20 protein-coding genes are annotated in these 22,780 nt (G+C 51.3%); 10 read left to right on the top strand and 10 right to left on the bottom strand.

The window, feature by feature from the left end; all coding sequences use genetic code 11:
• Positions 1-19 precede the first annotated feature (19 nt).
• From ABWW03_RS09815 to ABWW03_RS09785, 7 genes are all read left to right on the top strand, one after another.
• Entirely contained in the window at positions 20-4,372 is a 4,353-nt protein-coding gene (locus tag ABWW03_RS09815; RefSeq protein ID WP_353407978.1) for an Ig-like domain-containing protein, read from the top strand.
• A gap of 137 nt (positions 4,373-4,509) precedes the next feature.
• On the top strand, positions 4,510-4,989 hold the full coding sequence (locus tag ABWW03_RS09810; RefSeq protein ID WP_353407977.1) for a glutathione peroxidase: 480 nt from the start codon (positions 4,510-4,512) through the stop codon (positions 4,987-4,989).
• A 30-nt stretch (positions 4,990-5,019) separates the two neighbouring features.
• Positions 5,020-5,478, top strand: a complete 459-nt coding sequence (locus tag ABWW03_RS09805) for a MarR family winged helix-turn-helix transcriptional regulator (RefSeq protein WP_353407976.1) — start codon at positions 5,020-5,022, stop codon at positions 5,476-5,478.
• Between the two features lie 346 nt (positions 5,479-5,824).
• On the top strand, positions 5,825-7,360 hold the full coding sequence (locus ABWW03_RS09800; RefSeq protein ID WP_353407975.1) for a 2-isopropylmalate synthase: 1,536 nt from the start codon (positions 5,825-5,827) through the stop codon (positions 7,358-7,360).
• A gap of 182 nt (positions 7,361-7,542) precedes the next feature.
• Positions 7,543-8,427, top strand: coding sequence for a hypothetical protein (locus tag ABWW03_RS09795; protein WP_353407974.1), 885 nt, complete (start codon positions 7,543-7,545; stop codon positions 8,425-8,427).
• 49 nt (positions 8,428-8,476) lie between these two features.
• Complete coding sequence (gene rimI / locus ABWW03_RS09790) at positions 8,477-8,896, top strand: ribosomal protein S18-alanine N-acetyltransferase (protein WP_353407973.1); 420 nt, start codon at positions 8,477-8,479, stop codon at positions 8,894-8,896.
• A gap of 138 nt (positions 8,897-9,034) precedes the next feature.
• Entirely contained in the window at positions 9,035-10,261 is a 1,227-nt protein-coding gene (locus ABWW03_RS09785; RefSeq protein ID WP_353407972.1) for an acetyl-CoA acetyltransferase, read from the top strand.
• 89 nt (positions 10,262-10,350) lie between these two features.
• On the opposite strand, the gene ABWW03_RS09780 is transcribed toward ABWW03_RS09785, so the two are convergent.
• The 9 genes from ABWW03_RS09780 to mobA all read right to left on the bottom strand — a co-directional run bounded on the left by ABWW03_RS09780 (position 10,351) and on the right by mobA (position 18,186).
• Positions 10,351-11,538 (bottom strand): pyridoxal-phosphate-dependent aminotransferase family protein, encoded by a 1,188-nt coding sequence (locus ABWW03_RS09780; RefSeq protein WP_353407970.1) that lies wholly within the window; start codon positions 11,536-11,538, stop codon positions 10,351-10,353.
• A 54-nt stretch (positions 11,539-11,592) separates the two neighbouring features.
• Positions 11,593-12,558, bottom strand: coding sequence for an asparaginase (locus tag ABWW03_RS09775; protein ID WP_353407969.1), 966 nt, complete (start codon positions 12,556-12,558; stop codon positions 11,593-11,595).
• A gap of 194 nt (positions 12,559-12,752) precedes the next feature.
• Positions 12,753-14,168, bottom strand: coding sequence for an aldehyde dehydrogenase family protein (locus ABWW03_RS09770; RefSeq protein WP_353407968.1), 1,416 nt, complete (start codon positions 14,166-14,168; stop codon positions 12,753-12,755).
• A gap of 132 nt (positions 14,169-14,300) precedes the next feature.
• Positions 14,301-15,173 (bottom strand): MOSC domain-containing protein, encoded by an 873-nt coding sequence (locus ABWW03_RS09765; protein ID WP_353407966.1) that lies wholly within the window; start codon positions 15,171-15,173, stop codon positions 14,301-14,303.
• Between the two features lie 25 nt (positions 15,174-15,198).
• Positions 15,199-15,492: a DUF1244 domain-containing protein gene (locus tag ABWW03_RS09760; RefSeq protein ID WP_353407965.1), complete on the bottom strand. Its 294-nt coding sequence runs from the start codon at positions 15,490-15,492 to the stop codon at positions 15,199-15,201.
• Between the two features lie 51 nt (positions 15,493-15,543).
• Entirely contained in the window at positions 15,544-15,918 is a 375-nt protein-coding gene (locus ABWW03_RS09755; RefSeq protein ID WP_353407964.1) for a VOC family protein, read from the bottom strand.
• 41 nt (positions 15,919-15,959) lie between these two features.
• Positions 15,960-16,475 carry a molybdenum cofactor biosynthesis protein B gene (gene moaB, locus ABWW03_RS09750; RefSeq protein WP_353407963.1) on the bottom strand — a complete coding sequence of 172 codons (516 nt, stop codon included), beginning with the start codon at positions 16,473-16,475 and terminating at the stop codon, positions 15,960-15,962.
• A 31-nt stretch (positions 16,476-16,506) separates the two neighbouring features.
• Positions 16,507-17,484 carry a GTP 3',8-cyclase MoaA gene (gene moaA / locus ABWW03_RS09745; RefSeq protein ID WP_353407962.1) on the bottom strand — a complete coding sequence of 326 codons (978 nt, stop codon included), beginning with the start codon at positions 17,482-17,484 and terminating at the stop codon, positions 16,507-16,509.
• 63 nt (positions 17,485-17,547) lie between these two features.
• Entirely contained in the window at positions 17,548-18,186 is a 639-nt protein-coding gene (gene mobA / locus ABWW03_RS09740) for a molybdenum cofactor guanylyltransferase (protein ID WP_353407961.1), read from the bottom strand.
• 157 nt (positions 18,187-18,343) lie between these two features.
• Between mobA and pdxH the strand changes: the two genes are divergently transcribed.
• Complete coding sequence (gene pdxH / locus ABWW03_RS09735; RefSeq protein WP_353407960.1) at positions 18,344-18,991, top strand: pyridoxamine 5'-phosphate oxidase; 648 nt, start codon at positions 18,344-18,346, stop codon at positions 18,989-18,991.
• A 19-nt stretch (positions 18,992-19,010) separates the two neighbouring features.
• Here the strand turns inward: pdxH and ABWW03_RS09730 are convergent, their stop codons facing one another.
• A complete protein-coding gene (locus tag ABWW03_RS09730; protein WP_353407959.1) occupies positions 19,011-20,531 on the bottom strand; it encodes an FMN-binding glutamate synthase family protein in 1,521 nt (506 codons plus the stop codon).
• Between the two features lie 149 nt (positions 20,532-20,680).
• On the opposite strand from ABWW03_RS09730, the gene ABWW03_RS09725 reads away from it, so the two are divergent.
• Positions 20,681-21,667: an NAD(P)H-quinone oxidoreductase gene (locus ABWW03_RS09725; RefSeq protein WP_353407958.1), complete on the top strand. Its 987-nt coding sequence runs from the start codon at positions 20,681-20,683 to the stop codon at positions 21,665-21,667.
• 23 nt (positions 21,668-21,690) lie between these two features.
• Positions 21,691-22,776 carry a rhomboid family intramembrane serine protease gene (locus ABWW03_RS09720; RefSeq protein ID WP_353407957.1) on the top strand — a complete coding sequence of 362 codons (1,086 nt, stop codon included), beginning with the start codon at positions 21,691-21,693 and terminating at the stop codon, positions 22,774-22,776.
• Positions 22,777-22,780 lie beyond the last annotated feature (4 nt).

The following is a 22,780-nucleotide window of genomic DNA, read 5'->3' as shown; positions in this document are numbered from 1 at the left end:
CACCGACGATGTGGGTCGGGTGACCGGTCCGATCAATAACGGCGACACCATCGACGACGCTGCGCCCACCTTCAGTGGCGAAGTGGCCGCCAGTGAAGCGGAGGATGGCTCGACAGTGACGCTGATCGTTCGCGATGAGAACGACAATGTTGTGCAGACGATTGAGAACATTCCCCTAACGGCGGGCGCCAATGCGGGTGACCCGGCGACCTGGGAAGCGACACCGGAACCGGCCTTAACGAATGGCAATTACCGAGTCTCAGCCGAGGTGGTGGACCCCGCTGGCAACACCTCATCCGAAACGAGTCCGATCGATTTTACGGTCGACACCAGCTCTGTGACTGTGAGTATTGAACATGCCGTGGATGATGTTCCCGATGCGGGAGAGCCAGTGGGCACGACCAAAAATATTAGCGATGGTGGCCTGACAAATGATCGAACCCCAACAATTGTTGGTCTGGCTAAAGCGGGATCGGAAGTTATTCTGGAAGTTAATGGGAATAGTTATGGCCCTGTCATTGCCGACGAGAATGGTCAATGGCAAATTCCTGTAGCCGACGAATTGCCAGATGGCACCGCAACATTCATTGCTATCGCAACAGATGCATCAGGGAATGAAGTTACGGACAGCTTTACCTTGGAGGTTGACGCAAGTCCTGCGAGTATGCCGGTAATATCCAGCGTAGAAGATGATGTGGGGAGCATTCAGGGAAATCTGTCGGACGGCGATCATACTGACGATGCTCAACCAACACTCAATGGTACGGGCACGCCTGGCGATGTGATTCGGGTCTATGTGGATGGAAACTTTGCCGATGAAGTGCCTATCGATACCAATGGGTTATGGAGTTTCACTCCCGCTGGAGCGCTACCGGATGGCGAGCATATCTTCACGGTCAGCGAGGTTGATGAGGCTGGCAATGAGTCGCCACAAAGCGATAGTTTCACCATAACGGTGGACACTCAATCACCTGGCACTCCAGATATAGGTGTCGATGGTGTCTTGATGGCGGAAGATGATGTGGGACCTGCTATCGGTGAAATCCAGGAAGGCGATACAACCGACGATGCGACCCCTCGATTTTTTGGACAGGTTTCTGAACCGAATGGTGAAGTTACCATTATTCTGGATAGCGGCACGGCGAATGAGCGTACGGAAACCGTTCCAACCGACGACCAAGGGAATTGGGAATACACACCTAATTTGTCTGATGGGTTGCACACGGTCCAAATCGCGGTTACAGATGAAGCGGGTAATGGCCCGAGTGCACCGAGCGACCCTCTAAGTTTTACAGTCGACACCGCTCCGCTGAACCTGAGCATCGACAAAGCTGTGGATGATGTGCCCAACTCAGATCAATCTCAAGGAAGCACAGAAGATATTCGTGACGGGGGGCTAACGAATGACAATATGCCGTTGATTGTGGGGACCGCTAAAGAAGGCGCCCAAGTGACATTGCTTGTGAATGGCAGTACATATGGTCCTGTCATTGCGGACAGTAATGGTCAATGGCAAATTCAGGTTACCGATGCCTTGCCCGATGGTACGGCAACCTTCACAGCGACGGCGAGAGATGCTGCGGGTAATGAATCCGTCGATGAGTTTACCTTGGAAATTGATACCAGTGTTCCTGACGCTCCACTTACCTTGCAAGGGTTCGATGATGCCGGGGTTGTAACCGGTTTTATTGCCCAGGGAAGCACCATTGATGACGCTGCACCGGTATTCAGCGGAACGGCTGAACCCGGCGCGACAGTTCATATTTATAACACCGAGCCGAATGGAGACCGAATAAGAATCGGTACTACCATCGCGGACGACAGTGGCAACTGGTCTTTGGAAATTCCACTGGATTTTGAAGCCAATGTTGAGATTCCTTACAGCATTACCGCTACGCAAGTCGATCCGGCCGGAAACGGGGAGAGCGCACCGAGTCCCGTGCTTGATTTCATTTTGAAGGGTGAAATTGACATTGGCATTGGTGGTGATTTTGGTGTGAGAGATCGCGATGACAATGACAATTCTGTGAGCAGTGAAGGTGTTTTGGGTGATGAAGTTGGCGTTACCGCAGCACCCGAAAATCTGGGCACAGGTGATATTGTTGTGCAGTACTCGTTGACTGGGGGCAATGCCAATGGTTTGTTCCAAATCCACAACCCTACCGGCCAAGTTACGTTGGCTCGGGATGCGACAGATGCTGATATTGGGAGCTATGAAATCAGCATTACGGCGCTTACGTTACAGGGTGAAACAGCGACGAATACCTTCACTATTGACGTCACAGGCACAACCGATATCGATATTATTGGAGTGCTTGAGGTACGTGACAGAGACACTGCGGATAATGCGGTGACGGATTCTGATACCGCAGGAGCTGATACCGGTGTTTCTGCCACGGCTAACAATCTGGACGCGGGAGAAATACCCATTGCGTATACTCTGACATCGAACCCCAATGGTCTTTTTGAGATTGCGCCGGACGGCCAAATTACCTTAGCTCGAGATGCAAGCAGTGCCGATGTCGGTAGTCATGATGTCGTTGTTAAGGTTGAGACCTCCGCTGGACGTGAGGCGACGGAAACCTTCACGATTGATGTTGCGGCTTCGAGTGGTGCGGTGAACGTAGGCTTCAGTGGTAATTCAGGACAACTGGAGCTGATCGACAGTAACAACGCAGACAACACGGTCACCGATGCTGAGGGAGCGGGTGCTTCGGTGGGTGTTACGGCGGCAGGACAGAACCTGCTTTCTGGAGAATTTTCACAATTCAATTTGGCATCCAATCCTAATGATTTGTTTCAGATTAATGCGTCGACTGGGGACATTGAGTTGGCGAGGGAAATCAGCAGCGGTGATATTGGTCGCTATGAGATCGACGTTATTCTGCAAACTTCGAGAGGACGTAGCGCGACGGAAACTTTCGTTATTCATGTTAATACGAATACGCCGCTGCAAGCTCTTGACGATAATGACGGCGATGATAATGAGATTTACAGCAACGCCGAGATAGGGGCTTCTGTGGGAATAACGGCCCATGCGAATGAAGCTGACTCGAATCAGTCGGTTGGTTATGAACTGTCGAATGATGCGAATGGTTTATTCGCGATTGATCGCGAGACCGGTGTAGTGACACTCAATCGCAGCATTGAGACTACGGATATGGGCAATCAACTTATCACCGTGGTGGCCCTGTCCAGTGATGGGAGTTCTCAACAAAGTGATTTTACGATCAGTGTGGCTGATCCGACTTACGAAACCTCCGAGAATGTGCTCAATGGCCAGTGGGTGGGTGATACCGTTGAGAATGGCGATGCTCAAACACTTGCGGGTGGTCGTGAGACTTCAGGAACAACAGGCTTCACGGCGGTCGCGGGGCAAAACTATGATTTTAGCGCCTCGCTTTCACTCAATGAGCAGGCGGGCAATAACACGGTTGCTGAAATTGACGTGTTGGATTCGGATGGCAATGTTGTAGAGCGCCAAACCGTGCAATTTAATGGCGGTACGACGAGCGATGTGAGTTTTTCGATTGTTGCTCAGAACGCGGGCGATTATACCGTGCGTGTCAGTAATACTGCGGTGAACAGTGGCTTGGACAGGGATTTATCTATCGACAGTATTGCCGTGGCGGGGGCTGATGCGAGTAGGCTTATTACCCCGCTTGTATTGGATTTGGATGGCGACGGCACGGAGACTTTGTCCTTGGCCGAAGGTGTTCGTTTTGATATCGATGCAGATGGGGCTCTGGAGGCGACAGCCTGGGTGGCCGGTGACGATGCCTTATTGGTTTATGATCGTAATGATGATCGAATTATCAATGATGGTTCGGAATTATTTGGTGCGGCGACGCGCAAAACGGATGGGTCACTGGCTCGGGATGGCTTTGATGCGTTACGTGACCTCGATTCAAATACCGATGGTGTTTTTGATTCGAATGATGAGCTCTATTCAGAGCTTGAACTTTGGCAGGATCTCAATAGCGATGGTCAGGTTCAAGAGGGAGAGCTGTTGGCTCTGGATGAGGCTGGAATACTCAGTATTAATCTCGACGCGAGCAGCAATGGGCTTGTGGACAATGGCAATATTATTGGCCTCAGTTCGAGTTACGTAGGTGTTGATGGGCAAGTCGGTCGTATCGATGACGTGTGGTTTGCGTATGATCCCGATTCTTCTGAGGGGGAAAGCACTCTGGAACTTCAGGACCTTATTTCCGGTAGTGAGTTAGACATTCTGCCTGAAACCCTGAAAATTTCGGCGGAAAGCGCGCCGCAGGAACCCCTGAACTCGCGGGAAGTGCAAAGCTTGGGCGAGCTCGATCTCGCGGTATCAAGAGGCTTAAGCGACACTCTAAATACTTTGTTCGATGTCTGATATTCAGGTCTGAGCGTTGCGGACCTGAACGTGAAGAGCAATGCCCGGCATGCTGGTGCCGGGCATTTTTATGTGATTTAATATTGTGCACAATATAGTTTTAAGCAATATAATTAATAGGTTTGGAGGTATAAGGAATGTCTGATGTGTATCAACACAGCTTAGAAGTTGCGGGTGGAGAAGCTCTCAAATTGTCTGACTACGAAGGGAAGGTTCTGCTGATCGTAAACACGGCCAGCAAATGTGGGTTCACGCCCCAGTACAAAGGCCTGGAAGCTTTGCATCAGGAATATAAAGACCAGGGGCTGGTTATTATCGGTTGCCCATGTAACCAGTTTGCCGGCCAGGAGCCAGGCTCTGACCAACAGATCAATGAGTTTTGTGAGCTGAACTTTGGTGTGACCTTCCCTCTTGTGACCAAGCTGGATGTCAATGGAGAGCAAGCGCACCCCTTGTTTAAGGATTTAAAACAAGCCGCTCCGGGCATTCTCGGGACTGAAAAGATAAAATGGAATTTTACTAAATTCCTCGTTTCAAAAGACGGTAAAACAGTCAAACGCTTTGCCCCGAAAGATAAGCCTGAATCCATGCGCAGTGCGATTGAGGCCCTTTTGTAACGAGTTTGGATAAATCGCGAATAACTCCTTATGTCTGATTCAAGCCAAGATGCAGAGCTGCTTTATCTCGACCAGCAGCTTTGCTTTCGTTTATACACCGCGTCTCGCCTGGTAATCAGGGCGTATCAGCCTCTGCTCAAAGCCTTGGATATCACCTACCCTCAATATCTGGTGTTGATGTTGATGTGGGAATGGCGTGATAACGAACAGCACTTTGGTACGGTGGGGCAGTTGGGGCGGCGTTTACAACTGGACTCTGGCACCTTAACGCCGCTGCTGAAACGGATGGAAAGCCGTGGCTTGGTGCAACGACGCCGAGGTGATGAGGATGAGCGTGAGCGGCATATCGAACTGACCGACAAAGCGGTGTCTATGCGTGGTCGAGCTGTCGATTGGATGAAGCTCGCCCGGGAAAGCGATAAGGCGGACCGCATTGATCTCGAAAGCCTGTCGAATAATCTTGATTTATTGCTGGAATCATTTTCCTAGAAAAAGACATATTTTATGATGTAAATCTCGCGATATGCGTTTTTGGTGTAACTTTTTGCAAAATCATCCTAAATAAGTCTGATATTTAGGATGGCTATTGATGTGTGTGTGGGCTGCTTGTACTATAAGCGGCAGCTGCAATGGGCAGCCTACAAATTCTATATTGGCCATGAATAGCACTTATTATCTTACCGTTCGTCAATGCTCTTTGAAGCTATCATCTCTGCACCTATTGCTGCAGCGACTGCCGCTGCGCGGCTAATATTCTCTCCCCCCGATTTTTAAAACGTTTTTGATCTATTATTTTATTTGGCTTAAAGCCAGGATTTCTTTGGAGTGATTTGCCATGTCTAAGGACAAGTTGGTTATTTTTGATACGACCTTGCGCGATGGGGAGCAGAGCCCAGGCGCATCCATGACAAAAGACGAAAAGATTCGCATCGCGAAAATGCTGGAAAAGATGCGTGTTGATGTGATTGAGGCAGGCTTTGCAATTGCCAGCCCGGGTGATTTTGAAGCCGTAAAAGCCGTTGCAGAAACGGTAAAAGATTCCACTGTCTGCAGCTTGGCTCGTGCAATGGGACCCGATATTTTACGTGCCGGCGAAGCGCTTAAGAATGCGAATGCTGGGCGAATCCATACGTTTATTGCTACCTCTCCCATCCACATGAAGTATAAATTGCAGATGGAGCCTGATGATGTGCTGGCCCAGGCAATTGATGCCGTAAAGCGCGCTCGCCAATTCACCGATGATGTGGAGTTCTCATTGGAGGATGGTTCACGGACCGAGTTTGAGTTTGCCAGCCGCATTATCGAAGCGGTGATCGATGCGGGAGCGCGCACCATCAATATTCCTGATACGGTAGGTTACGGTGAACCAGCGGAATACGGTTTAATGTTTAAGCGCTTGATTGAAAATGTCCCCAATTCGGATAAAGCGATTTTCTCAACCCACTGCCACAACGATTTGGGCTTGGCCGTTGCTAATTCCCTGTCTGCGGTGATGAACGGTGTACGCCAAGTTGAATGTACTATCAATGGATTGGGTGAACGCGCTGGTAATGCCTCATTGGAAGAATTGGTGATGGCGGTGCAAACACGACACGATGTCATGCCGGTTCATACCGATATTGATCCTGTGCATATCGTGCCGACATCTCGCCTTGTGTCCAGTATTACGGGCTTTCCGGTACAGCCGAACAAAGCCATTGTGGGTGCAAATGCCTTTGCCCATGAATCGGGTATTCATCAGGATGGTGTGCTGAAGCATCGCGAGACCTATGAAATTATGAAAGCCGAAGATGTTGGCTGGAATACCAATAAGCTGGTATTGGGTAAGCATTCAGGCCGTGCCGCAGTGAAAGCACGTTATGAGGAACTGGGTATTCAGTTTGAAGAGCATGGTGAATTCAACCAGATATTCCAGGCCTTTAAACAACTGGCGGATAAAAAACACGAAATTTTCGATGAGGATTTACAGGCCTTAGTGGGTGAAGCTCAAGAGGTTGAGGAAACCTATGGTTTCGAGGCGATGGAGATCAGCTGCAAAACCGGGCAGGCCCCCCATGCCAAGTTGGCGATTCGCGTTGGTGAACAAATTATTGAAACCGATTCAGAGGGCAGTGGCCCGGTCGATGCCGTGTTTAAGGCCATCGAAAAACAGTTCCAAAGCGGAGCAGATTTGTTGCTGTATTCGGTGAACGCTATCACTCAAGGTACAGAAGCCGTGGGTGATGTGACGGTTCGTCTCGAACGTAATGGTCAACTCGTTAATGGTGTGGGCGCTGACACTGACGTGGTGGCAGCATCGGCAAAAGCCTACTTACAGGCATTGAATATGCTGGAATCAGGTGTTCGCTCCCATCCCCAGCATGGCGTATAAATCGTAGGCGCAAAAGCGCCTACGATTATCCGTGCTGTTATCGCCTTTGAGTTAATGGCCTCTGAGTTATTATCGCAAGCAATGCCTTGAGCCCCGGTATGATTGTTCGCCGGGGTTTTGCAGGTTTTCGTCGGTTCCCGTATCAGGTTAGAATGGAGGCCACGAAAACAAGCTGTTCTATTATGTTCGAAACCACTCGCCACCAATATCTTTCCGCTATGGGAATCGACAGCTATATGCCTCGCTGTCTGTTGCCTAATGCGCCGACTCCTCAAGAGTGTGAGTGGCCGGTTGAGCTCAGTGCTGCCCCGGAACCTGTGGCTATCACTTCGCAGCCTGCGGAGTTACAGTCCAAGGCAGCGACTCTTCAGCATGTATCTGAGGCGTCGACAGCGGTCGGTGAATCCGTTGGCCCTGGATCAATGGGAAGTGCTCCGGCAGCTCGTGCAAATACTGCGGTTGGCGCAGCGGAGTTGTTGGCTGACTTTGAACCGGACAAAACAGCGAAAAAGCCCCGTTCTACACAAGCAAGTAAAGTCTCCTCAGAAGAAAATGACCAGGTACACCCAACTGAAGCGCTGAATTTCAGTTTGAGTGTTTGGCGTTTTGATGATTTATTGGTGGTCGACAGTCGCCATAGTGAGAAAGCGCTGCCCACTGAAAAGCTTTTGCTGAGTATGCTGCAAGCTTATGGATTAAAGCTTGGGAACCTGTCGAAAGCACAGGTGCTGCAGTGGCCGATGTTTGATATGCCCCAGGCCGATATCGGGGCTGAAGCGGCTCGGGAAATGCTCGGAGCGTTTCTGGAAACGTTGCTGGATTCCCCGGTTAGTCACTGGTGGCTAATGGGTGACGATGCCTTTCATTTGCTACCTGGCGGTATGGTTCCGCAAGAGGATAGCGGTTTTGGCCATGTCATCCAGGCGGAGCAGCTTTCGGGGGCCACCGTGGTGCCCGCCAAGCAGTTGATTACCATGCCGAGTTTGGCCGAAATGCTAGAGCGACCGCAGCTTAAAGCCAGGGCTTGGCGTGCCATGCGTCAAACGTTGATGTCCCCCGCGGAATAAATTCTTCAAACACATGCCTGAGTCAATTCGTCCGGTTCTAGAAAGTGATTTGGCCTCTCTAATTCAGATTGAGCAGAAGGCACACAGCCACCCTTGGCCGGTGAATCAGTTCGCTCAGCGCCTGAGTTGTGAACGTCATCTCCTTGCGGCATTGGAGCTTGATGGTCATTTGGTGGCGTATTATGTGGCCTCTCAAATTGCCGATCAGGCTGAGTTGTTGAATATTTCCGTCGCACCCGAGCAGCAGGGAAGAGGTATGGGAGCCCGGCTGTTACAGCATTTGATTGATCGCCTGGATCCAAAAATTCGAGAGATCTTTCTGGAAGTTCGCGCGTCAAATACCGCGGCTATTGCGCTCTACGAGAAGTTAGGTTTCCATCAACTGGGCAGTCGCCCGAATTATTATCCTTGCCACAAAAACGGTCGCGAAGACGCCTTGCTCTATGCCTTGACTCTGGTCGTGTCCTAATACGGCGGATGCCTCATTTTGTTGCCCGGCGGCGCTTGCCTGAACGGCTGCTTTTCGATACTCTTAAGTCTCATAATAAAAGTTAGTCGATAAAAGCCTTTATCAGCCCAGCAGGGTGAAGCGATCCGGAGATGCCATATGCCAAATGACGTGTTTATTTTAGGTGGAGCGCAGAGTGACTTTGCCCGTAACTGGTCCCGACAGGGCTTGGAAATTGGCGACATGATGGAAGAGGTCGTTCGCAATGGCCTGGGTGTCAGTCAGCTGGACGCGCAAGAGATTCAGTGTGCACATGTCGGAAACTTCGTCGGCGAGCTGTTTTGTGGGCAGGGGATGTTGGGTGGCGTTCTGGCGCAAAAAATTCCCGAATTTCGCGGCCTGCCGATTTCCCGGCATGAGGCGGCCTGCGCATCTGGCAGTATGGCCATTCTCGCGGCAATGGCCGATATTGAATCCGGCCGTTACGAGAGCGCCTGTGTGCTGGGCGTGGAGTATATGCGTAATGTGCCGGGCGATAAGGGCGCAGAATATCTCGGTTCCGCCGCATGGACGGGCCACGAAGGTGAGGGCGTCACGTTTATGTGGCCGCATATGTTCAGTGAGTTGACCCTGGAGTATGAAAAGCGCTACGGCATTGACTATGCTCATCTTGGGGAAATCGCGCGAATCAATTACGACAATGCCAAGTTAAATCCCAATTCTCAATCGCGTGCCTGGGAATTTGCTGACGGTGCGTTCAGTGAAGATGATGAGTTAAATCCAATTATCAGTGGCCGTGTTCGTCGTAATGATTGCGGGCAAATTACGGATGGCGCTGCGGTTGTATTTTTAGCATCCAAACCGTTTGCAGAAGACTACGCAAAACGTCATGGCCTGGACCTGGATTCTATCCCCCGAATCAAAGGTTGGGGACACACTACTGCAGGTATCGCTTACGCCGATAAGATTTCCGCCAGCGCTGAACAGCCCTTGGTGTTTCCTCACGTCAACCAGGCAATTCAACAGGCCTTCAAGCGAGCGAACGTCGAATTGGATCACATCGACGCCATTGAGACTCACGATTGCTTTGCCATGACGGAATATATGGCCATTGACCATTTCGGCATTACGGCCCCAGGAGAATCCTGGAAGGCGATTGAAGCGGGTGATATTACCTTGGGAGGACGTTTGCCGATTAATCCGAGCGGCGGTCTAATCGGCCTCGGACATCCCGTTGGTGCAACCGGCGTGCGGATGATGTTAGATGCTTATAAACAGGCTTGCCACCAAGCAGAAAGTTACCAAGTTGTCGGCGCTAAAAATATTGCGACGTTAAATATCGGTGGCAGTGCGACAACAACGGCGAGTTTTGTTGTGGGGCGTTAACCGTCATCGCAGTAAAACAGTGATTAATTACACGCAAAAAACCCCGGCAAATTGTTCGGGGCTTTTTGCGTGTTTCTGACGACCGAGACCTATTGTTGCACGGTATCGTAATGCGCCATGGCGGCGGCGACAGCAGAACCGCGTTCATGCGTAGCACCTTGAGCCGCCAGGACATTGTCCAGTGCGCTTAAGCACAGCAACACATTCTCCTGATAACAGGCTTGGCCCATCAAACCGATACGCCAGGCTTTGCCCGCAAATGCGCCCAGGCCGGCACCAATTTCCAGATCGTATTGTGATAGCAGTGCAGAACGTACAGCAGCGTCTTCGATGCCTTCTGGAATCTGAACCAAGTTCAGTTGTGGCAAACGACAGCTGTGATCAACGAGCATATTCAAGCCCATGGCTTCCAAGCCTTTCACCAAGGCTTCGTGATGGAACATATGGCGTTCGAAGGCCAAGTCCAGACCTTCTTCTTCGAGCATGAGCAACGATTCATGCAGTGCGTACATCGCATTCACGGGGGCGGTGTGATGGTAAGCACGTTTGCTGTCACCACCCCAGTAACCCATTACCAGTTGCATATCCAGGAACCAGCTTTGTACCTTATGTTGACGGTTGTTAATGGCGTCGACCGCCTTCGGGCTGAAGGTTACTGGTGAAATACCCGGCACACAGGACAAGCATTTCTGCGAGCCGGAATAGACGGCGTCCGCGCCCCACTCATCGACTTTCAGTTCGATGCCGCCTAATGAAGTTACCGCATCCATAATGCTCAAGGCGTCATTGTCGGCAGCAATTTTACACAGCGCTGCGGCATCACTCTCAACACCGGTAGAGGTTTCTGCGTGAACAAAAGCCAGAACCTTGGTGTCCGGGTGTTCGGCAAAAGCGGCTTTAACCTTGTCGATGCTGACTGGAGTGCCCCAATCATCTTCAACCATGATAGACGTCGCACCACAGCGCTCGACATTCTCTTTCATTCGAGCGCCGAACACGCCGTTCTGACAGACGATGGCTTTATCTCCAGGGGCTAGCAAGTTAACGAAGCAGGCTTCCATTCCAGCTGACCCGGGGGCTGAGATCGGGATGGTTAACTGATTGTCGGTTTGAAAGGCCATTTGCAACAAGCCTTTGATTTCGTCCATCAGGGTCACGAATTCAGGGTCCAGATGTCCGATGGTTGGGCGGCCCAGTGCGGCCAGGACACGTGGGCTAACATCTGAAGGGCCTGGGCCCATCAGGGTTCTTTGTGGTGGGTAAAAAGGTGTTGCCATGGTGATTCCTATTGTATTTTTCTTACTTGATGTTTCGATTTTCTGGCAGCTTGTTTACTCGCTGCTTATCTCTCCGGCCAGGTTTTTGCACATAGCGTCACCCAAAGCATCACCTTTCAAGCCTTGGGCCAAGAGAATATGTGCTTTGGCAAAGGCGGCCTCCAAATTAATATCTCCAGCGTGTCGGACACCGCAACGGCTAAGTACACTGCCGGTGGCATAGCAATCCTGTTGTACGCCGCCGTGACGACATTGGCTGATATTAAACAGGCAAATGCCTCTTTCCTTAGCGCGCTCAAGCTCGCTTACCAGGGCCGAATCAGCGGCAGGTATATTACCCGCCCCAAAGCTCAGCAACAAAACTAATTTCAGATTCTCGGACGCCAGGTTGTGCTGTATGTTCTGTGCACTGATGCCGGGATAGAAATAAATGATCGTAACGCTGTCGTGTTGCTCGGCGGAGATTGTGCCTTCATATTGAAACGGTTCGTCCGGGGCCTGCCCCTTGCCGTTGTCATTGATAAAAGCACGAAAATCTCGACTGCTGGTCTTGTGGCAGCGGTTGGCAGGGAGCAGCTCACCACCGAAATAGAGCCCGACTCCTGAGAAGCCGGCGTCACGACTCCGCAGGGCACCGATGAAATTGTCCACGGCATCATTGTCGGGCAATAACAGCGGTACTTGTGAGCCGGTAAAAATAATGGCCTTGTCGCTGCCCGCAAACATGTAGGACAGCGCTGCTGCGGAAAACGCCATCGTATCGGTGCCATGGAGAATGATGTAAGAGCGATAATCGCTGTACTGATTAATCGTGTTTGCCAAGCGCTGCCAATCACTGGGGGTCGCATCTGAGCTGTCGATCAGGGGTTGCAGACTCAGAAAGTCGAAATCGGCCATTTGTTCATGTGAGGCCAATGCGTGGCGCAAATTGCTTTCAAGCTCATCATTTGGGGATAAGCCGTCAGGCCCTGGGGCCATGCCAATGGTACCGCCAGCGTAGATTACAAGCGTATGGTGCATAGTCAGATTCCTAAGGTCGGCCGGTTTTGAAAAGCACGAGAGTCAGGAGGATTTTAACATTGCTGGAGCGCGCTTGCCCTCACCGAGATCAGTAAAGGAGCCAAAAGTATGAGCCCGTGGGCGAACAGAAAGCGAGATAGGAAGAGAAAGAGAGCCCGCAGACTGGAGTCTGCGGGCCAGAGGAACGAGTCGAATTACAGTTGGATGGCTTTGATCTCGATAAACTCGTGCAAGCCCTCATCACCCCACTCACGGCCATTGCCGGACTGCTTGTAGCCGCCGAATGGCGCGTCGTAGTTGTAGTCACCGCCGTTAACGTAGCACTGACCCGCCCGTAAACGACGGGCAATCGCAATGCCGTCTTCCTTGGTTTTGGCGTATACGCCGCTGGAGAGGCCGTACGGCGTGTCGTTGGCGATGGCCACTGCCTCATCCAGGTCCTGATATGGAATCATGACCAGTACCGGGCCAAAGATCTCTTCACGGGCGATACGCATATCGTTATTAACGTCGGAGAAAATGGTCGGTTTGACATAAAAACCCTTCTCCAGGCCTTCTGGAGCACCCAGTCCACCCGTCAACAGAGTGGCCTCTTCCATGCCAATTTCGATATAACGCTGAACGGTATCACGCTGACGTGCCGAAGACATTGGACCAACGTACACCGCGTCATCGTCGTAACCGACCTTAAGGGTTTCTGTGTAGTTCTTGGCGATCTGGGTAGCTTCTTCATAGCGGCTGGCAGGCACCAGCATACGCGTGAGAGCGATACAGGTCTGGCCGGTGTTGATCATCACATCGTCGACACCACAGCGAACAGCCGCGTCCAAATCGGCATCGTCAGTAATGATAAAAGCGGATTTGCCTCCCAGTTCCTGCGTAACGCGTTTTACGGTTGGAGCGGCCGCTTCGGCGACGAGAATGCCTGCGCGGGTGGAGCCGGTGAAGGAAACCACGTCCACTTCCGGGTGACTGGACAGTGCTGCGCCTACTTCGTGACCCAGTCCGATGACCAGGTTGAACACGCCGTCAGGGAAACCGACTTCGTCGAGTACTTCCGCCACGATAATGTCTTGCAACGGGGTTTGCTCGGAAGGCTTAACCACCATGGTGCAGCCGGCGGCCAATGCTGGAGCAATCTTGCCCATCAATTGATTCAGCGGGTAGTTCCAGGGATTAATGAAACCGCAGACGCCGGCCGCTTCTTTAACCACCAGGGAATTGTTCACCTCTTTCGCTTTTTCCATATCTGCACAGCGATCGGCGTAACCTTCAAAGGCACCGATAGGGCCGTCAATTTGCAACCATGGGGTGATGTGCGGAGGGCAACCCATCGATTGGGAAACGGCATTGACCAACTCTTCACGGCGCTCGCGCAAGCGGGCAGCGGCTTTGCGGATCAAGTCGGCGCGGAATTCGGCGCTGCTGGTACTCCAGCTATCAAAGGCGGCGCGGGCAGCGCTGACCGCTGCATCGACATCATCCTGATTACCCAGGGCAACCGTCGCGACCACTTCTTCCGTCGCGGGGTGGATCACATCGTGACGACCCTCACCTTGGGCATTTTGCCATTGGCCATTGATGTAAAACTTGTCGTGTAACTTGCTCATTATGTTCTCCTCGTCTACAACACAGCAGCGCTGTGCAGTGCCAAGGGCTAAGCCCCGAAATGGCAGATCTGTTCACAGTGGCAGGCAGATTACGATAGAAAGGTGGGGGCGTATATACCCTATTAGGGTTGCTTATTCTTCCAGTTCCCGGTCAATAGATAGCCAGTCCCCGACGCCAATATTCTGGCCGTCCCCACGCAGCAGGCTGGCATTTTCACCAAAGGCGGCGGCCTGGGGTTTATCGGGCATAGCATTGAAGAGTGCCAAGGTACGATAGGGCTCATGCTCGGCGTATTTTTCGGCGGTATCGGGATTGATGCCAATCATGGTACAACGCTCGCAGCGATCGTGCAGCTGCAGGGTGTATTCGCCGCCGGAACTGTGCAGGCGTTTATAGTCGTGCTCACTAAAGGGCTCGAGACCTGCCACAACAATATTCGGGCGGAACTGCTCGATGCGGGCGATGGCTTTGTCCTCAGCGGCGAGTCGCTGGTTCAGAACCTCAAGTGAGTCGCGGTTTGCGATGAGGTAGGGGGCGGCATCGGCAAAGATAGCGGCCTGCTCACCAAAACGGTCGGTCTGGCTCTGCAGGCGTTTGAAGTCTGGTGCCATGGCAACCAAGCGCAGAGGCTTCGGGCTTTTTAGTGCGTCGGTAAGCCAGTCACCCGCTTCATCCCCGGCATCCAGAACTCGGCATTCGTCACGCCAGACCTGGGCTTTCATTTCGTTTTCCAGAGGCAGCTCGAAGGGAATGAGGATCTCCGGTTTTTCCGGCATTAACGACGGACTTTTCAAACTGAGGTAATGTTCGTCGATGCCCGTTCGGATCAGGCACATCGTGGGCAGTTGTCTCTGAGTAACAAATTGTCCATTGTCTGCACGAACAATCATCCAGCGTCGGTCGTGCAATAGGCCCGTATACGTCAGGCTGGATTGACTCAAGGCAATGCCACGCAGGGATTTAACCGGGTAAATAAAAATGTCGGTGACTCTAACGCGTGGCATGCACTTTCCTTATTGCCGGAGGGGTCTACTTGTTTTGCAGTTTAGCAAAAGCCGCCAGTTGTTCGGGCGTTGCGTCTTGCTGATGATTGGCCTTCCACTCAGCATAGGGCATACCGTAGACAATGTCTCGCGCTTGTTCGGCATCCAATTCGATGTCCCGCTCATCGGCGGCCGCTTTATACCATTTGCCCAGGCAATTACGGCAAAATCCCGCAAGGATCATAAGGTCTATGTTTTGTACGTCTTTGCGTTCATCTAAATGTTTGAGCAGACGGCGGAATGTCGCCGCTTCAAGTTCGGTTTGAGTTTGCTTGTCCATGGGTGTCTCGTTGTTTTCAATTCAATCGGGAAGCGTTTCCCGTAACGCGGATCAGTTTACCCGCCACGGCGGATTTTTGCGATTCTCTCCACCCCAGAACAAACAAATTTGATTATCACTTGGGTCGTAAAGCCGAGCCTCGCGCCAGAGCCAACGTTGGTCTGTGGGTTCTTGAATAAATTCAATGCCTGCACTCAGCAAGCGTCGGTATTCATGATCAAGTTGCTGGCATTCAAAGTAAATGATGGTGTCATTGATGGGTGGCTTTTGATCGACTTTGTGCAGCGAAAATGTTGATTCACCATCGGGACATTCAAAGCGAGCGTAATGCGGAGTATCGACGATCAGCGTTAAACCAAGTGTCTGATAGAACGCCACTGATTTAGGTAAATCATGGGCAGCGACAGTGACTTGATTCAAATTCATGGTGCAGCCCTCTTTGATTGATGGGGGTACTTTGAGTCGCTTTAGCTGAGCAGTCCAACAAAATTGCAGGGTTTTTGCCGGCTGTCGAGCTGTTCCAGCAAAATACCATCCCAAGCCGTTCGACAGGCGTTGTTTGAACCAGGCAAACAAAAGATCAACGTTTTATTCACCAGGCCTCCCATGGCGCGAGATTGGATCGTTGAGCTGCCTACCTGTTCCAGAGAGATATAACGGAACATCTCCCCGAAGCCGATGACTTCTTTATCGAGTAAAGGACGCACGGCCTCGGGAGTGCTGTCACGACCGGAAAATCCGGTGCCGCCAGTAATTAAAACAACTTGCACTTCGGAATCAGCGATCCACTGAGAGCAGACGGCCCGAATCTGGTAAATGTCGTCCTTCACCAGATCGCGTTGTTGCAAGTGATGCCCTGCATCTTGCAGCAACTCTACCAATAGATCTCCAGAGGTATCGTTACTGTGGTCGCGTGTATCGGAAACAGTGAGTACAGCAATGCGTAGGGGGATTGCGTCGCTGCTGGGTGTTGGTTTGCTCATGATGCTGTCTGTATAAGTCCTGTGACGTTCTTTATCCGCCTGTGGTATTCATAAAGCGGACGATTTGTGTTTCATTAATATCGAAGTGATGGCGTTCAGGTTTATTGGCCATTGCTGCCTCAATCCCGTGTTGCAAGCGAGCGTGATCACCCGGGTAGCGTCGCATGATGGCCTTGAGATCCAACGAGTGTTCATTGCCCAGGCATAGGAGCAGTCGCCCTTCGGCAGTCACTCTTAAACGATTGCAGCTTGCGCAAAAATTATTGCTGTGTGGTGAGATAAAACCGATCTGGTTGTCACCGATTTTCCAGTAACGGGATGGCCCACCGGTTTTGTATTGGCTCGATTCCAATGGCCAGCGTTTTTCCAGGCGCGTTTGAATGTCGGCTGAGCTGATGAATTCTTCGCTTCGTTGGTGATCGTCTATGTGCCCCAGAGGCATCGCTTCAATGAAGGAAAGATCAAAGCCTTCGTGAAGGGCGAATTGCACGAGGTCTTCCACTTCGTCAGCGTTACGATTTTTCAAAATCACACTGTTGAGTTTGATGCGTTCAAAACCGGCCGCTCTCGCCGCGCGCAAACCCGCAAGAACGTGTTCGAGTTTGCCGGTTCGACTGAGTTCTTTGAAACGGCCTGGGTTCAATGTATCCAGGCTGACATTGATGCGATCGAGCCCCGCTTTCTTTAAGTCGGGAGCCAACGCCTCCAATCTTGATCCATTGGTGGTCAATAAGAGTTCTTCCAGACCGGGTATGGCCTTTAATCGGGCCATAAGCTCGACGGCACCATTACGGACCAGAGGTTCACCTCCGGTCAGGCGTACTTTTTTAATCCCCAGTTTTACGAAGGCTTTAACCAGAATTTCACACTCTTCCAGGCTCAACACCTGAGCGCGAGGTAAAAACTGCATATCTTCGGCCATGCAATAGACACAGCGAAAATCACAGCGATCTGTCAGGGAAAGCCGTAAGTAGTCAATATGTCTGCCGAAAGAATCTACGAGTGCCATGCTGAGATCTTAACCCAAGTAGGCGACGCTGCCAGTGTCGAAATAGTCAAAAAGTGTTAATCCTCAGGAAGACAGATCTTCTGGGCTATTGATATTTTGAAATGAATCGGGGTCTGGGACATTAAGGCTCTCATAGCCAAAGCGTTCAATGAAGCCCATTACTCGCCGCTCGCCCCTGCTCAAATAGTCTTCAAGGCTTTGGTAGGCGGCCACGGGCCAGAGGCTGTGAAGGGGGTGCAGGCGGCCTTCGCATTCACTGACAATAATGTGTTTGGGTGCTTGCCGACTGGCAGCCAGCAGTTGTTGTCCCAAGTCCGGGGCTTGCCTGGGGGTGTCTACCGGAGACACCAGCAGATGCTCGCAATAGGGACGTTGCTGAATACAGTAATCCAAACCACTGAAAATCCCGGCCAATGGCCCGAGATGGAGGTCGCTGGCGTCGTACAGGGTTTCCGTCGGTACCTTACTGTCATTCAGTAAGGCCTGCATAGCCTCGTGGCGTAGGGTGATCTCGGTGTGGTGCGCGGGTTTGGGGCCGCAGCTTACAAGAACGGCTTCCGTTGAAGCTTGCTGCTTGCTCAATGCATGGCTCAGTAAGGGGTGACCATGAAACTCGGCCAGGGCTTTTTGAGCATACGCCGATGCCATGCGTCGGCCTTCTCCGCCACATAAAATCAATTGTGCATAGTTCGGTTGTATCATGGCTTGATCTTTTGTGCTGCTCTGCAGGTTTGGGCGCGCAATCCAATATCTCTCTGGTTTATACTAGAACCGGTTTGCGTCAGCCTGATAGCCTAGTGGTGGCGCGCATACCTGAATTTCACGATTAGATTCTATGAGAATTGCGGAGATTAGCACAGTGTCAGAATTATCCATTGATCAGCTCAGGCGAGAGTATTTGCAGGGCGGCTTGCACCGTGAGCAGTTAAAGGATTGTCCGATTGCGCAATTTGAACATTGGTTAAAACAAGCCGTGGATGCCGGCATTCAAGACCCGACCGCCATGACGGTTGCGACCGTGGATGCAACAGGGCAACCCAGCCAGCGTATCGTATTGCTGAAAGCGGTGGATAAAGACGGTTTTGTGTTCTACACCAACTATGGCTCGCGCAAAGCTCAAGACATTGCCGCCAATGACAAAGTCAGTTTGCACTTTCCCTGGCACGCTTTGGAGCGCCAGGTGAAAATTGCCGGTGTTGCTGAAAAAGTCAGTCAAAAAGAATCTCTGCAGTATTTCCTTTCCAGACCCGAAGAGAGTCAGTTGGCAGCCTGGGCCTCGGAACAAAGCCGACCCGTGTCATCACGTGAGCTATTGATGCAGCAGTTTGCGTCAATGAAGCAGAAATTTTCAGCCGGTAAAATTCCGCTGCCAGATTTTTGGGGTGGCTTTCGAATCAAGCCTGTGCGTGTTGAGTTTTGGCAGGGAGGCGCCAATCGTCTGCACGATCGGTTTGAGTATCAATTGCAGCCTGACAGTGATTGGGCAATTCAGCGCCTGGCGCCATAGGGCCGGCGCTGAACATCGCTTACGATGAACCTGTGTTGCCTTTGGTCGCCTCTGGAAAAACCAGTTCCATTGGTTCAGGCAGTCCGTGCTCATTGATAATTTGTGCGTGGCTGCGATTGAGATGGCGCACATTTTCAACGCCACAGGAATGAGCAATCACATCCAGTTCTTTCAGCATGTTTTTGGCAAAGTGAGCGACACGGTTGGCTTTGTTGTGGGGATCTAGACCTTCCTGCAAATCGGGATCATGGGTCGTAATACCGGTTGGACAGGTATTTTTGTTGCATTGCAAAGCCTGAATACAGCCGAGAGAAAACATGAAGCCTCGGGCTGAGACCACCACATCAGCACCCACGCATAATGCCCAGGCCACATTGGCAGGGTTGATCAGCTTGCCCGAGGTAATCACACGAATTCGATCGCGCAGGCCGTATTCCACCAGAGTATTGACGACCATTGGCAGGCTACGTTTGATTGGCAGCCCCATGAAATCGATCAGGGATTGTGGGGCGGCACCTGTGCCTCCGTCACCGCTGTCGATGGTGATAAAGTCTGGAGCGTATTCCAATCCCTTTGTTTGAATCAGTTCACACAGCTCTCGCAGCCAATGGCTCTGCCCAATCACCGTTTTAAAACCTACCGGGAGGCCGCTTACTTCTCGGATGTGATGAATGTTGTCCAGCAGTTGTTCCAAGCTGTTGATATCCGTGTGGCCATTGGGACTGAGGGATGCCTTGCCTTCAGGAATGCCTCGGATGGCCGCGATTTCAGCGGTCACTTTTTCCGCGGGAAGAATGCCACCTTTACCGGGCTTAGCCCCTTGTGCCAGCTTCAATTCAATCATTTTGACCTCTTTATGAGAGGCGATCTCCCGAAGCTTGTCATCGCTCAAATTTCCCGCATCGTCTCGCACACCATACTTGGCGGTACCGATTTGAAAGACAATGTCGCAGCCCCCGGATAAATGGTAGGGTGACAGCCCACCTTCACCGGTGTTCATCCAAATTCCTGCTTGCTGAGCGCCGTGCGACAACGCTCGTACAGCGACAGATGACAGAGAGCCAAAACTCATCGCCGAAATATTAAACACGCTGTTGGCCGCGTAAGATTGCCGGGCGAAACCTTCGCCAAATCGCACCGGTTCGGCAGGTGTAAATTCATGTTTGAGTTTGGGGAACAGGGCATTGAGGAAAATAATATCTCCGGTCTGGTTCAATGGGCGTGTCGAGCCAAAGGCTGTGGTGGTGTCGATGTTCTTGGCGGCTTGATACACCCAACTGCGCTGTGCGCGATTAAAGGGCAGCTCCTCGCGGTCCATTGCGAAAAAATACTGTCTGAAGAATTCCCCTAGGTGCTCAAACCAATAACGGAATCGTCCGATTACGGGGTAGTTGCGACGGATTGCATGCCGCGTCTGACGTATATCTACGATGTACATATAGATAATGGCCCCGATCAATGTGAGCAGTAAAAGCAATAGAAGCAGGGCGGCGTACTCAATAAAGAGGTCGGCCGTAATGTGCAGGATATCGCTAAGCATCGTGATTTTCCTTCAGGCTGTTATACGTTAGGATGCAATTCATTATAAACCTCGTCTTATACAGGGCCACCGTTAAAATCGCGTGGTGCGATTTGGCCAATTGAGGCTTGTATCGGCCTGACGGGACACGTGTTCGGGAGAACAATACTATGAGTGTATGGGGTATCGGCTTAACAGAAGCTGGCGCAGCTGAGAACATGGTTTGGCAGGAAGTCGGCGAGGTGTCACCTAAGCCCGGCGAGGTACTGATTCAAGTTGCTTATGCCGGCGTCAATCGCCCCGATATTTTCCAGCGCATGGGATTATATCCGCCACCTCCCGGTGCCAGTCCCACCATGGGACTGGAAGTGTCCGGTGAAATTATCGCGCTAGGTGAAGGAGTCGAAGCCTGGTCGCCAGGCGATAAAGTTTGTGCCCTGTGTAATGGCGGCGCCTATGCGCAACAAGTTGCCGTGCCAGCGGGACAATGCCTCCCGATTCCAGAAGGCTTGAGCATGGCGGAAGCGGCGGCACTGCCGGAAACTTGTTTTACTGTTTGGACGAATGTGTTCGACCGTGGTCGCCTGCAGGCTGGAGAGACATTTTTGGTGCATGGCGGAGCCAGCGGTATTGGCACGACGGCTATTCAAATGGCCAAAGCCATGGGGGCAGAGGTTTATGCGACCGTTGGCAGCGCAGCGAAACAGAAGGCCTGTTTAGATCTCGGGGCTGATCAAGTGTGGAATTATCAAGAGGATGATTTTGAATTGGCTTCTTTTGAAGCCAGTGGTGGCCAAGGCGTTGATGTTATTCTTGATATGGTGGGTGGCGATTATATTCAGAAAAACCTCAACATGGCCGCAAAAGATGGGCGACTGGTGAGCATTGCATTTTTACGTGGTGCCAAGACCGAAGTGGATTTTCGTGCAGTCATGATCAAAAGGCTCACTCTGACAGGGTCTACACTCCGGCCGCAAAGCGATATCGAAAAGTCTGCCATTGCACAAAATTTGCAGAAGCACATCTGGCCGTTGATTGCCGAAGGTAAGTTCAAGCCGGTAATGGCGGCAGAATTTTCCATTCAAGAAGTGGCTGAGGCCCATAAGTTGATGGAATCCCATGACTTAATCGGAAAAATTGTGTTGGCTCTGGACTAGCCACCTTGATTTAGAGAGGCCCCATGGTTGATAAACAATGCCCACGTTGTGACGAAGAGGCTTTGATTCAACACCGCTACGAGCGGCAGGAACTGGATTTGTGCCGAGCTTGTGGCGGGCTGTGGTTTGATAAAGACGAAGTGAACGCTGTCATTCGAGCGAAGAACCCCGAAGTAGACCTCAGCTGTTTTCGAGAAAGTTTCGGGCAAAGTCTGGGGGAGTCCGATATTGAATGTCCAAGCTGCAAACTCAATATGCAGCGCCACCACCTTCTGGAACATTTTCATCTGGAAATTGATATCTGTGTGCATTGCGAAGGCAGTTGGCTGGATCGTGGTGAATTGCCCCCAGTAGAGAAGAGCCCGGAGCTGGCCTCTCATCTACAGGAACTGAACAAAGGTCTGAGTTGGAAAACCTATTTTTTTCAGCTGTTGCTCCAAATGCCCGTTGAGTTCAATGCTAAAGTGAAGTGCATTCCCTGGGTGAACTACAGCTTGCTTGCTTTGAATATACTAATTTTTCTCGCCTACTTTTTTAATGATGCCAGTTATAATTGGGTGTTGAATCATTTTGCGATGACCCCAACGATTGTGGCTGACGGGAATCAAGTATGGACATTACTCAGTTGCGTGTTTTTGCACGGTTCCGTGTGGCACCTGGGTGCCAATATGTATTTCCTGGCCATCATCGGCGACAACCTTGAAGACGCCCTTGGGCACTTTTCTTATCTGTTACTTTATTTGACCTGTGGCCTCCTTGCCTCGCTAGGGACGATGTTGTGGCGCTACGGATCTGATATTCCATCGATTGGTGCCAGTGGTGCGATTGCCGGCTTGTTTGCCATGTACATGATCTGGTTTCGTCATGCCAGCTTGAGTTTTATGTTTATTCTCTATCAGAAAAAGCTTTCCGTGATGTGGTTTTTTGCCTTGTGGGTAGGGTTGAATGTGTTCGGTTTATTTTTCTTGGACGATGGTATGGATTATCCCGCGCACATATCCGGTTTTGTGGCGGGACTTGTATTTGCCTTGCTACTGAAAGACTGGGTGCACCAGAGAAATCCCATGCTGGCAATGCTGGGGCACGAGTCGGTACGGCTAAAACGTTAGTTTT

The organism is Pseudoteredinibacter isoporae (assembly GCF_040372805.1).
Classification (GTDB): Bacteria; Pseudomonadota; Gammaproteobacteria; order Pseudomonadales; family Cellvibrionaceae; genus Pseudoteredinibacter; species Pseudoteredinibacter isoporae_A.
Note: the sequence above shows the minus strand (reverse complement) of the source record. Positions and strands in the feature narration are given on the sequence as shown.